General features: G+C 54.5%; 10 protein-coding genes. 4 read left to right on the top strand and 6 right to left on the bottom strand.

The genetic code is table 11. The features are described 5' to 3' along the window. Nucleotides 1-29: 29 nt before the first annotated feature. From FD25_RS03620 to FD25_RS03610, 3 genes are all read right to left on the bottom strand, one after another. Nucleotides 30-2,603 (bottom strand): ABC transporter permease, encoded by a 2,574-nt coding sequence (locus tag FD25_RS03620; protein WP_083484082.1) that lies wholly within the window; start codon nucleotides 2,601-2,603, stop codon nucleotides 30-32. A 9-nt stretch (nucleotides 2,604-2,612) separates the two neighbouring features. Further along, nucleotides 2,613-3,314, bottom strand: coding sequence for an ABC transporter ATP-binding protein (locus FD25_RS03615; protein WP_057801419.1), 702 nt, complete (start codon nucleotides 3,312-3,314; stop codon nucleotides 2,613-2,615). A 103-nt stretch (nucleotides 3,315-3,417) separates the two neighbouring features. After that, nucleotides 3,418-3,975, bottom strand: a complete 558-nt coding sequence (locus FD25_RS03610; RefSeq protein WP_057801417.1) for a TetR/AcrR family transcriptional regulator — start codon at nucleotides 3,973-3,975, stop codon at nucleotides 3,418-3,420. 138 nt (nucleotides 3,976-4,113) lie between these two features. Here FD25_RS03610 and FD25_RS03605 point away from each other — a divergent pair, with 138 nt between their 5' ends. The 3 genes from FD25_RS03605 to FD25_RS03595 all read left to right on the top strand — a co-directional run bounded on the left by FD25_RS03605 (nucleotide 4,114) and on the right by FD25_RS03595 (nucleotide 7,637). Then, a complete protein-coding gene (locus FD25_RS03605) occupies nucleotides 4,114-5,145 on the top strand; it encodes an SDR family oxidoreductase (RefSeq protein ID WP_057801415.1) in 1,032 nt (343 codons plus the stop codon). Between the two features lie 159 nt (nucleotides 5,146-5,304). Continuing rightward, nucleotides 5,305-6,405: a family 20 glycosylhydrolase gene (locus tag FD25_RS03600; RefSeq protein ID WP_057801413.1), complete on the top strand. Its 1,101-nt coding sequence runs from the start codon at nucleotides 5,305-5,307 to the stop codon at nucleotides 6,403-6,405. A gap of 230 nt (nucleotides 6,406-6,635) precedes the next feature. Next, on the top strand, nucleotides 6,636-7,637 hold the full coding sequence (locus FD25_RS03595) for a choloylglycine hydrolase family protein (protein ID WP_057801411.1): 1,002 nt from the start codon (nucleotides 6,636-6,638) through the stop codon (nucleotides 7,635-7,637). A 77-nt stretch (nucleotides 7,638-7,714) separates the two neighbouring features. On the opposite strand, the gene FD25_RS03590 is transcribed toward FD25_RS03595, so the two are convergent. The 3 genes from FD25_RS03590 to FD25_RS03580 all read right to left on the bottom strand — a co-directional run bounded on the left by FD25_RS03590 (nucleotide 7,715) and on the right by FD25_RS03580 (nucleotide 12,347). Further along, nucleotides 7,715-11,287 (bottom strand): MucBP domain-containing protein, encoded by a 3,573-nt coding sequence (locus FD25_RS03590; protein WP_057801409.1) that lies wholly within the window; start codon nucleotides 11,285-11,287, stop codon nucleotides 7,715-7,717. A 387-nt stretch (nucleotides 11,288-11,674) separates the two neighbouring features. Further along, nucleotides 11,675-12,013: a cupin domain-containing protein gene (locus tag FD25_RS03585; RefSeq protein ID WP_057801407.1), complete on the bottom strand. Its 339-nt coding sequence runs from the start codon at nucleotides 12,011-12,013 to the stop codon at nucleotides 11,675-11,677. Nucleotides 12,014-12,032: 19 nt separating this feature from the next. After that, a complete protein-coding gene (locus FD25_RS03580) occupies nucleotides 12,033-12,347 on the bottom strand; it encodes a cupin domain-containing protein (RefSeq protein ID WP_057801405.1) in 315 nt (104 codons plus the stop codon). 61 nt (nucleotides 12,348-12,408) lie between these two features. On the opposite strand from FD25_RS03580, the gene FD25_RS14040 reads away from it, so the two are divergent. Beyond that, entirely contained in the window at nucleotides 12,409-12,597 is a 189-nt protein-coding gene (locus tag FD25_RS14040) for a hypothetical protein (RefSeq protein WP_146999925.1), read from the top strand. Nucleotides 12,598-12,618 lie beyond the last annotated feature (21 nt).

The following is a 12,618-nucleotide window of genomic DNA, read 5'->3' as shown; positions in this document are numbered from 1 at the left end:
AAGTTAGAGCCGCCTCTAAGTCAAGGGATTTAGTCCACCGATTGCAGGGCGTCTAACATGTTAACGTGCTTTAATTTCAAATGCATGATGCCCATCACTAACAAACTAAAGATCAGCGTTAAGGCCGCCGCGTAGAGGTAGCTGACCGGATGAATCCCCGGCGAGAACATCAACGCGTTGGTCTCCGCCGTTTGCAGAATGTAGGCGTGCAGCCAGTCGCCCAACAGGCACCCCACCAGGATACCAAGGACCGTCAGAATCAGGTTCTCCCGGAAGATGTAAAGGGTGACCTCGTTGTCGTAAAACCCTAACACCTTGATGGTCGACAACTCGCGAATCCGTTCGGACACGTTGATGTTGGTGAGGTTGTAGAGCACCACCAACGCCAGCGCTCCGGCCGAAATGACGAAGATCAGGACCACTAGGTTCATGCTGTCGAACATCTTAAAGTTGGTCTGCCGTTCGGTCTGCATCAACGTCACGTTAACGATCCCCGTCTGCTTCAACAGCTGATTGGCGTAGGCGTTACCGGCCTTCTCATTAGAATGGACTAACTGAACCAGATTACTATTATAGGTCGGTGTCGCGTGAAAGACCTGCCGGTAATAACTAGGACTCAGATAGACAAAGTGGTTGATGTAGTTTTCGGCAATCGCCGCAATCTTCACGTGCCGGGTAGCCTGTCCCGCCGCCTTTAGGGCTAGGGTGTCACCGACCTTGACGTGGGTCAGCTTGGCCAACTTTTCGTCGATGATTGCGCCGTGATCGGTCAACCGATAAGCGTGCTGCGTTTGGCGGTCACGCAAGGTGACAAACCGATTCAGTTGCCGCGGCGTTTGCGGGACGCCCAGGGTTACGGTTTGTTCCGCCACGCCGGCTTGTTTGACCGTCACCTGACTGGATTTCAACGTCAGGCTCCGCCGGTAGTTGGCCGACTGCCGTAAGGCTCGCCGCTGCCCGGCCGTTTCCGCGCCGCTACGGGTCACGATGGCGTCGTAGTGCCACAGGTCGTTGAACTGCTTGGTACTGATATCGCCGATGGAGTCCTTCAGGCCAAAACCGGTGATCATCATCGCCATGCAGCCGGCGATGCCCAGAACCGTCATGAACAGGCGTTGCTTATAGCGCAAGAGGTTACGCAACGTAATTTTGTGGTTAAAGCTCAAGCGCCGCCACAACCCGGTCCAGCGTTCTAGCCACAGGGTCTTGCCGGCCTTGGGCGCCTTAGGTTGGAGTAACTGCGTCGGTAGACTACGCAAATCAACGCGTAAGACCACCCACGCACTCCCCAGCGTGCAGGCCAACGCAATCAATAACGCAATCCCAATGTCGCCCCAGAGGTATTTAACCTCAATCGTCGGCAAGTTGTACATGCTGCCGTAAGCCTGAGCGATAAACCGGGGGAAGAAGTTCACGCCAAATATCACGCCAAAGGCGGTTCCCAATAACGCCGCCAAGCCGCCGTAAACCATAAACTCGCTGCCGACCGCAACGTTACTGTAGCCTAACGCCTTCAGTGTCCCCATTTGTAACCGCAGTTCCTCGACCATCCGGGTCATGGTGGTCAGACAAATCAGCGCGGCAATCGCGATGAAGAATAACGGGAAGACGGTGGCTAAGGCCACCACCCGTTGTGTGTTTTCGTGATATTCACTGTAACCCGGATTATCGGTGCGGTCCGTATACAGGTAGGTCGGCCGCGGAATCGCGGTGACCTGGGCTTGAGCGGCTCGTAGTTGCGCCGTTAACTTGGTTAGGACCGGGCTGGTTGCCGGTAACTGTTGGCTTAACGCGGCGACCTGGCGTTTCAGCGGGGCCAGTTTAGCCGTCGCCTGTTTCCGCAGAGCGATTTGCCGTTGTTGCGCTTGTGGGGCTAGCCACCGTTTCAATTGCCGCGTATTGGCCCGGTTCAACCGGTTATACGTCGCCGAATAGGGCGTGACGGCCCGCAGGTTATGGAAACTGACGTCCAAACGGGAAATCACCCGCGATTTCAGCGTGCCCGGTCGCACGTAGGCCAGATAGTCCAGCGTCCCCTTGCCCACCGTGGTGACGCCGCGGTCAACGTTTTCCACGTAGCGCGGGGCGTTGACGAAACCGACGATGGTAAATGTCCGTCGGGTCAATTGCCGGTTACGGCTCGCCGTACTGACGATATGGTAAGTTCCACCCACCTTTAAACTCGGTTGGAGGCGTTGAGCCTGGGCGTCTAACACGATTTCGTTGGCGTGCCGCGGCAAACGGCCCTGGGTCACCGTTAAGCGGTCCAACTTTTGAGTGGTCGGCAACTCGGTCACCCGAACCACCCGGTTATTGTTTAATTGGTTGATGTCTAAGTACCGGACGGGCTGGGCGGTGACCCCGGCGTGCCGGTTAACGGCGCTGACGTCGGCTCTGGTCAGTCCCAGTGTCGATTGCACGCTGTTGGTCGCAAGGTGCTGGGTCCGGTAGTAACGCGTCGCGGCCTGCGACATGTCCGGCCCGGTCGCCCGGATACCGGTATAGAAGGCCACCCCCAGAAAGATAATAATCAAAATCGAGAAGAACCGGGCCTTCGACCGCCAAATCTCCCGTAAAATCGTTTTAAAATAAGCTGGCGTCATCCCCATCACCTACCATTCAATGTCGGCCAGCGGCGTCGGGTGGGCGTTGGGCGTGACCGACTGAATCTGCGCATCGTTGATCCGAATCACCAAGTCGCCCATCTGCGCGATGGCACTGTTGTGGGTCACGATGATCACCGTGGTCGCAGTCTGCTTAGCGGCGTCTTGAATCACCTGTAAGACCTGCTTACCGGTCTGGTAATCCAACGCCCCCGTGGGTTCGTCGCACAACAATAACTTCGGATTTTTGGCGACGGCCCGGGCAATCGCCACGCGCTGTTGCTCCCCACCGGACAATTGGGCGGGGAAGTTTTGCGCCCGGTCCTGAAGGCCCACTAACGCCAACGTTTCGTCCACATTGCGGGCATCCTGGGTGATTTGCGAGGCCAGTTCGACGTTTTCGCGGGCGGTCAGGTTAGGAATCAGGTTATAAAACTGAAAAACGAACCCGACGGCCTGACGTCGATAGGTCGTGAGTTGTTTAGCGGAGAATTGGGCAATATCCACCCCGTCGATCAGAACGCGACCACTGGTGGGCGAATCCATCCCGCCTAAAATGTTCAGTAACGTGGATTTCCCGGCACCACTGGGCCCCAGGATGGTCACCACGGCGCCCTGAGCCACGGTAAACGAGATGTCGCGGTTGGCCACCGTGGTCTGCTCCCCGTTACGAAACTCGCGGGTCGCGTGTTGCACTTCGATATAGGCCATGTTTTACCTCCTTTATGTATCCGGTTACATAAATTCATTTTAGCACGTTCCCGTTAAAACCCGGTGACTGGCTATCGATCCCGGTCACCGTTTTTTAAACTTTTCAGCCCTGCAAACTCGCCATGGTCTGCCTCTGAAAGCCCGCAATCAAGTCGTGGATCGTGGACAACGACTCGCGTTGTCCGGTCAATAGCCACTCGCGCCAGATGGCGTACACTCCGGCGCTCATGAACTTGGTCCAGTAGCGTTGCTGAACCGAGGTGAGTGGCGTTTCCGCCAAAATCGTCTGGTAAAAATCTTCCATATTCTGGTTAAAAATTTGTTGAATAATCCCCTCAAACCCACGCCGTTCGGCGAGTTTTAAGGTCGGCGCCAGCTCCTGAAAAAACTGCCCGATCGCCGTCAATTTTTCGGCCTGGGGTACGCCGGTCACGATGTCGTTGAATCGAGCCGTCAATTTGGGTTGAAAATACGCCGTCAATAAATCGGCGAGCGTGTCGAAGTTCCGGTAGAAGGCCATCCGACTAACCCCCGCGCGTTTGACCACCTGGGTAACGCTGAGAGTGTTTAGATCGTGGGTTTCCAATAATTGTAAGAGCGCCGTAGTCAGATACGTTTGCGAATCTTGTTTAATCTGTTGGGCGTGTTGGGTCGCTGCCATAACAATTCCTCCGTTCTGTCACAGATGCCGGTTAAGGGCTTGTGTTGCGTCTAAGTCCATTGTATAGTCTGGTCACAGACGTTACAAGTGTCACGTAAAACCTAATTCTGATTAAATTTCAAACTGGAGGCATTTATCATGCAAAAACAACTCGTGAGCGTTACCGGCGGCAGCGGCTTCATCGCCATCCACATCATCTTACAACTTCTACAGCAGGGCTACGCGGTCCGGGCCACGGTCCGTAACTTGGCCAAACGCGCCGTGATCGAAGACATGTTAACCAACGGGGGCCTCACCGACTTTAGCGACCTCGACGTGATTGAAGCCGACCTGGGTAGTGACGCCCACTGGGACCAGGTCATGGCCGGCGCCACCTACGCAATCCACGTGGCCTCGCCCACACCCAAACTCAACTTCAAAAACGAAGCCGAGATGATTCGGCCGGCCGTCGACGGCGTGCGCCGCGTCCTCCGGGCCGCCCGTGATGCCGACGTTAAGCGCGTGGTCTTAACCTCGGCTTACGGCGCCATCTTCGCCGGTCATCCGCACCGAACCACCCCCTACACCGAGGAGGACTGGTCCGACCTATCCGCCAAAAATATCCACCCCTACCAAAAGTCCAAAACGTTAGCCGAACAAGCCGCCTGGCAATTTATTAAAGAAGAAGGCCAAGGCCTCGAATTAGCCGCCGTGAACCCGGTCGGCGTGATGGGGCCCGTTTTATCGGCGAAGTACTCGCACTCCAACGTCCAGATTCAACAACTCTTGGAAGGTCAGGTCAAGGCCGTGCCACACGTGGACTCCGGTTACGTCGACGTGCGCGACGTTGCCCGCCTACATCTCTTGGCCATGACCAGCCCGCAAGCCAACGGTCAACGTTTTCTGGCCACGACCGGTGAAACGCTGTCGATGCTCGACGTTGCCAACCTTTTACGCGCCGCCCTTCCCCAATACGCGGCGAACCTACCGACCAAGACCATCCCCAACTTAGCGGTCAAGGCCGCGGCCGTCACCAACCCACAACTCCGAATGATTGCGTCCATCGTCGGCCAATACGCCGGGACCAGCAACCACAAGGCCCAAACGCTCCTCAACTGGCAGCCCCGTTCCGCTAAGACCGCCATCTTAGCCACGGCCCAATCCATGATTGATCTGGGTATCGTCAAATAATCCGGCACACCCCACCCGTCAGCCGTCCCTGACGATTGGGGCGTTGCCGTTTCCGGTCCCATTCCCCGTTACTTTTGCGTCCTTGTGAGCTAATTCATGTTCAAACCGCCCCGAAACTCGTATATTGAACAGTAAACACTATGAAATGAGGGGATTGACATGCGCCATTGGCACATTTGGCTCGGCATCATCACACTAGCACTCACGCTTAGCTTGGGCGCTTCGACCGCTCAGGCCGCCACCAAGTCCAAGGGACTGATCCTGGACAACGCACGACAGTACTATTCCGTGACCACCATTAAAAAGTTCATTCGGGAAGTTCACGCGGGCGGGGGCACCTTTTTACAACTGCACTTAACCGATGACAGTCGCTACGGCGTGGAAAGCGCCAAGCTCGGCCAGACCGTTAAGGCCGCTCAAAAGAAGGGCGACGTGTACTACAACCGCAAGACCAAGCTGGCCTTCCTGAGTAAGAAGCAGTTGCGGGCCTTAGTGGTCTACGGGCACCAACGCCAGGTCGAGGTGATTCCGGAGATTGACACCCCGGGGCACACCACCGCCCTGATCAAACTACTCAAAACGTCTAGTTCGGCTAACCGTAAACTGGCGCAGCAAATTGCCCACGGTAACGAACTCAACTTGCATGCCAGCCAGACCAGGGGCTTCGTCAAGTCCCTACTCAGCGAATACGTTGGTCTCCTCTACCGGGGCCAACATTTAGCCATCGGGGGTGACGAGTACAGTGGCACCACCAAGGCGACCCAGCCCACGGCGGTCAGCTACACCAACTACCTGAACCGCTACCTGAACGGCAAGGGACTGAAAACCAGCATGTGGAACGACGGACTGATGCGCGCCGACCTGCCCAAAATCGACCACAACATCCTGGTCACCTACTGGAGTTACGATGGCGAAACCAACAACGCCAACTTGATTCAGGAACACCGCCAGGTTCGCGCCACGCTCCCGCAACTCAACGCCGCTGGTTTTCAAACCATCAACGCTAACCTCTGGTACCTCTACGTGATCACCCGACCTAAGACCTTCACCAAGGCCAATGTGGCCTACTGGCAACAAGACTTACGGCGTAACTGGACCGTACAAGTTTGGGATAAGACCAGTCGCCAAGACCTGGCCACTAGTCCCAAGAACGTCGGCTCAGCCATCTCCATCTGGGGTGACGGCAAGAAGACCTACTCACAAGCCCAGGTTTATCAAAAGACCCGGCCCTTTTTAACCACCTATTTTCAATTAAAATGACCTTGCAGGCAGCCCATTCGGCTGCCTGTTTGCGTTATGCCAGAAACCTAGGTCCTCACTTAATCTTGAATTTACCGGCATTAACGCTCTTTAGTCCCCACAACCACTGCTTGGCACACCAGTTCAAATAATCGACTTACTATTACCACAATTAATTAGCCAATCAACCATCATTTTTCCCCGCTGGCCTTAGAATGGGGGCAACTACTAAAAGAAATGAGATGGTTTTGATGTGTACCAGTTTAACTTATGAAAACAGTCGTGGGGATCATTTCTTGGCTCGGACCATGGACTTCGACATCGACTTTGGCGCTCGCATCATGGTCATGCCCCGCAACCGCGTCGTGGCCGGTGATGCCGGCGATTACACCACTCAGTACGGTTTCGTGGGCGCCGGGCGTTTGCTCGACCATGAGATGTACACCGACGGGGTCAACGAATGCGGCGTTGGGATCGCCACCCTGTATTTCCCAGGAAATGTTTATTATTACGATGACACGCCCGCCGATAAACTCGGCATCGCCCCCCAAGACTTCGTGGCCTGGGCGTTAGGTAACGCCGCTAGTGTCGACGATCTGGCCAACAAGGTCGAACAGATCGCCCTGATCAACAAAGCGGCCAACTTCATTGGGGCGGTCCCACCACTCCACTTCATCATTAGCGATACCACCGGCAAAACTATGTTACTGGAACCGCAGGGCGGCGAACTTGCCTTAATTGACGATCCTGTGGGCGTGATGACCAATTCACCGGATTTGGCCTGGCAACTGCAAAATCTCAGCACCTATGGTACCTTAACTAACCAGGAACGACCGTTAACGCCGCTGATGGGTCAACCGTTAGCCACTCAAGGCCCCGGGACTGGTGCGCTAGGCTTACCGGGTGACTTCACGTCGCCGTCGCGCTTTGTCCGCACGACCTTTTTAAAGAATTACGCCGCCGAAACGACGACTATTCCGGACGCGCTGAATATGATCCAACACATTTTAAACTCGGTCACGATTCCTAAGGGCGTTAAGCTCAAGGCAAACGGCCAAAGCGACTACACCGAATACCGTGGGTACATGAGTCTAGACGAACGGGCGTACTACATGGAACCCTACGACAACCAAGTCCTCCAACGCGTGGCCCTGACCGACGATCTGTTAGACCACTTAGCAGAACCCCGGGAATATCCCATTCACCATCAGGTTTACGTTCAGGATTTAACGCCAGACACCGTTTCCGATTAAGTCTGTGCCAACCCAAAACGCGCCTCACGATATTTTTCGTGAGGCGCGTTTTTAAGTCGTCTTCGGTCTAAAAACCGTTATTCAGATTTTTTCCGCCAACCGGCTAAGCCTAGCAAGCTGAGCAGTAATCCTACTGCTCCGGCTAACCAACCGTTCGGTGCGGTTTGCTCGTTAGTTTGTGGTAACTTGGTCGTTGCCGTTGGGGTTTGACCCGTGGCCTCGTGCGTCTGTGGGGTGACCGTCCCAGTGTTCCGCGCCGCTTGGTTGGCTTGATGGCCAGTTGCCATGGTTGGCGTGGCCACAGCAGTCGGTCGTTGGTTCCCCGCCGCTGCATCCGCAGCGCTTCCGTTCGTTACTTGATCCGGTTGCGTTGGGGTTGGTGTGGTGGGTTTCGTCGGCGTCGTTGGTTCAGTCGGGTTAGTTGGTGGGGTTGGCCGTTCCGGATCAACGGTATCCCCGCCGCCCCCTTCTTCGTCAAGCTTGGTGTAAACGTAGGTCACGTCCTGGTTGCCCGCCGTATAGGTCCCATTGGCGTTCGCTGGCGTCGTGGTCAGCCGGTATCCGGTAATCGTGGCGGCCGTGGTGGTGTAGGTATCGCCCACGGTCCCCGTTTGCGTGGTGGCCGGTTGCAGCACGTTCCCTTGTGCATCAACGTAGTGCACCGTCACGGTGCCGGTCGTCACGGGTGGCGTCACCGGCGTGGTGGCGTCCTTACGGTAAACGTAGGTGACGTCGATGGCGGTGGCCCCGTACGTCCCGGTGGCATTCGCTGGCGTCGTGGTCAACGTGTACCCGGAGATTTCAGCGGCGGTCGTGGTGTACGTGTCACCCTGATTCCCCGTCATGGTCGTAGCGGCCTGTAAGACGTTGCCGTCCTCGTCGACGTAGTGCGTGGTCACGGTTCCTTGATCGCGGGTGTAAACGTAAGTCACGTTCACGGCCTCTTGACCGTAAACCCCGGTCGCGTTGGCTGGCGTCGTAGTTAACGTGTAGTGCGGAATCTCAGCGGCTTCGGTGGTGTAAGTGTCGCCCTGGTTTCCCGTCGTCGTGACGGCGTCCTTCAAGATGTTGCCCTGGTCATCGACGTAGTGGACGGTGACCGTCCCTTGATCCTGCGTGTAAACGTAGGTCACATCAATCGCGGCCGAACCGTAAGTTCCCGTGGCATTGGCCGGCGTCGTGGTCAGCGTATAGTACGGAATCTCAGCGGCTTCGGTGGTGTAGGCGTCACCCTGATTACCGGTCAAAGTTACCGGTGTCTTTAAGGCGTTCCCTTGTGCATCAACGTAGTGCACCGTAACGGTTCCCTGGTCCCGCGTGTAAACGTAGGTCACGTTCACGGCGTCCTTACCGTAAACCCCGGTGGCGTTCGTTGGCGTCGTGGTTAACGTGTAGTGCGGAATATCGATGGCCGTCGTCGTGTACGGATCGCCCTGATTCCCCGTCACCGTTAGTGGCGTTTGTAAGACGTTCCCTTGATCGTCGACGTAGTGCGTGGTTACAGTTCCCTGATCCCGCGTGTAAACGTAGGTCACGTTCACAGCGTCCTTACCATAAACCCCGGTGGCGTTCGCCGGCGTCGTGGTTAACGTGTAATACGGAATTTCAGCGGCCGTCGTCGTGTACGGATCACCCTGGTTCCCCGTCACCGTCAGTGGCGTTTGTAAGACGTTGCCTTGGTCATCGACGTAGTGCGTGGTTACAGTTCCTTGGTCCCGCGTGTAAACGTAGGTCACGTTCACGTTTTCCTTGCCATAAACGCCCGTTGCGTTCGCCGGCGTCGTGGTCAGCGTGTAGTACGGAATCTCAGCGGCGGTCGTCGTGTACGGATCACCCTGATTTCCCGTCACTGTTTCGGGATCTTTTAGCGCGTTGCCCTGATCATCAACGTAGTGGACCGTTACCGTTCCTTGATCGCGCGTGTAAACGTAAATAACCGTTTGGGCGGTTGCCGCGTAAGTCCCGGTGACCGGGGCCCCCGTCGTTTCCTTAAAGGTATAGCCGTCAATAGCCGCTTGCGTCGTGGTGTAGGTCGCCCCCACGAGTTGTTGTTTATCCTGGTTCAAAACGACGCTCGGCGCAATCTCGTTACCCTGTTCGTCTTGGTATTTCGCCGTCACGGTCGCAGCCGGATCGGCCAATTCGTACGGTTGAATGACGTAGAAGTACGGACTGCCGCCCTCGATGAAAGCCCCGGTGAGGTAATAGTAATGGTCAACGGGATCTATCGTCACATTAGGCGCTCCCGGAAGTGACGTGGCTGGTGGGAAAGCATCCGGATCTTGAATAAAGCTATAGTCTAACCCCCCATCACTGGTCTGAGCGGCATTACCCCCGATGTAATAAACTTTGTAAGTGAATTGATTTGTGTCGCTGTCAAATTTAACTGGCACCAGAATTGACCTACCAGTTAGTGCTACCGTCGTGCCGTCTGGAAGCTTATAACCCCCATCAAGATGAGCCGTTCTGGTCACACTGTTCACCAGAATTGACGGTAAATAGATAACCTGTTGCCCCCCGTAAAAGGAGGTGTACTGATTATCCTTCAGGGGGGAGAAATCCGCAATTTCGTTTAACGTTAGGCCCAAAGACTTCAGGTTCTTCAACCCCGCAATCGGCGTAACATCTTTAATTCGGTTACCCGTTAATTGTAGGTCCGTCAAATTTTGAAGACCCGCAAGTGGTGATAAGTCGACGATCCCGCCGTAATAAGCCGTGGTTACATTCGATTGTAGCAATAGTTCCTTAAGGTTAGTTGCGTACTGTAACCCCTCTAAGGAGTAATCAATTCCCTCGCCCAGATAGGTTTCATCATCGCCACTCAACCTTGTGAGCAGTGCCATATCTTCCTGCGTAATGTCCGCGGCACTATTCCAAGTCCGACCCGGGTTATTCTGCCGCAACGTCTGTAAAACTAGCTCCTGTAACTTCTTATTAGGCATCCAGTCGTCGATGGTTTGGGCCGCATCCGTTAACGTCGCTGATTCGGCAACGGGTGCCACCACTGCCTTAGCCGCGGCAGCGGTCTTCACGTCCGTGGTCGCCTGGTTGCCGGTATCCGTCGATTGCCCGTTCTGTTCAGGTTGCGTGGTGGTTGCTTGATCTGTCGCTGACTGGGTAGTCGCCGGTGTCTTCGATTCGGCCGTTGCTGGCGTTTCAGTGGTTGGCTTGTCCGTCGTAGTATCCGGCGTTGATTCGGTCGTTGACTCGTTGCCCGTAGCGTCCGGTGTTGATTCAGTCGTTGATTCATTCACCGTCGCGTCCGGCGTCGATTCGGTCGTTGATTCATTTACCGTAGTATCTGGCGTTGATTCAGTGGTCGCCGATTCTGTCGACGTTGACTCAGTATCCGATTTTTCGGTCGTTGTTGGCTCACTCGTCGTGGACGTGCCAGTTGAGGTTGCCGTCGACGTTGCGGTCGACTCCTGCGTTGACTCGGTCGTCGTTTTCGCCGCCGCTGTTAAGGCAACTTTCGCCGCTGATGTCGTGGTAGCGGTGGTCGTCTCGTTGACATCGCTATCATTTCCGGTCGTCTCCGCATGAGCGACCGTGCCCCCTAAACTCATAAGGGCTAACGTCATGGCCGCAGCACTGGTCAGAACCCAACGATTCTGCCGCATCTTTTTGGATAATAACTTTTTCGTAGTCAAAATGAGTTCCCCCTCAAGTCTGGCCTAGTCAGATATCAAACTCAGCCAGTTTTATCCGAATATAAAAGAATTAGTCATGTAATTGGCTTCAGTATAGCACCGTTCTTAAAGCTTAGCTACATACTGAACCTTATAACCCTAAAAAGGTATTTCTGGCTTTAACGATTGTTGAACTAATCGCTTTATTAACAAGAGTTTATGGTAAATTAGGCTTACTAATTCGCCTTATTATGTCAGGTTACAGACTAGCTAATTTGGATAATTATTTAAGGGTAATCATTATTTATTTAATTATATTCACGCCATCTTTTGATAAATTAAAAGAGGTGTCAGTTAACGATCAACCAGCACCTCTTTTAATTAAAAACCATGTCGTTTTAGCGGCGTCTACTTCTCCGGCTTGACGACCACCAATAACATTTGAAATCCTTTGACCGCATACAGGGAATGCCGGGCGTTAGCGGGGATTACGATGGATTCGCCCGCCTTAACGGTATAGGTCTGCGACTCAATGGTGATTTCAGCCTCACCACTCAAGATATTCACCATGGCGTCTCCCGTGGCGGAATGCCCGCCAATCTCTTGATCGGTGGCCACGGAGAAGAGGGTCATCCCCAGGTCGTCTCGCTGAACCAATGTCCGGCTGTTGACCTGGTCCTCGTCCACCGGAATTTGTTGCCGTAAATTCAACACCGTTTCTTGATCAATCTTTTGAATATAAGCCATGTTGAGCGCCTCCTGTGGGTTATTTGGTTTCGAGTTGGACAAACTTACAACGCTGGTCCGCCCGGATTTCGTGCAACGTGTTGGCCGGAATCACCAAGACCTCACCCGTTTGGACCTGGATGGGGTGATCCGTGACGACCGTCAGCGTGCCGTCAACTACTTCGAACAACCGGGTTAGCGTCGACTGTTCGTTACTAATGCTTTCTCCCGCATCCAACGCGTATAGGACAAACGGTAAGACGATTCCCAGTTTGTGGGTAAACGACTTGCTGGCAATTTGATGATCGCGGTACTGAATCTCATCTACTAATTTAATTAATTGGGGCACGATCATTCCTCCTTTGACACTATTTTCAGTGTAGCGGTAATCAAGCGATAATTGCAACCGCTTTCGATTGCCTATTACCAGAACGGACGCGATGGACTTGTCGATCTTCCCGAAACCGCGGCCGTTTCACGCCGGATTTGTCACCAGAGACCTCGACCTCGCCAAGCGCATGACTTGCATCCACGGTATTTCCCAGGACATAACCTTACCCGCGAGTGTTGCCGGCGCGGTGGGTAAGACTCGCGTCGTCGATTAACCGGTGATCATTACGACAATA

This window comes from Levilactobacillus acidifarinae DSM 19394 = JCM 15949 (assembly GCF_001434835.1).
GTDB lineage: Bacteria > Bacillota > Bacilli > Lactobacillales > Lactobacillaceae > Levilactobacillus > Levilactobacillus acidifarinae.
This window is presented reverse-complemented; position numbering and strand designations above follow the sequence as displayed.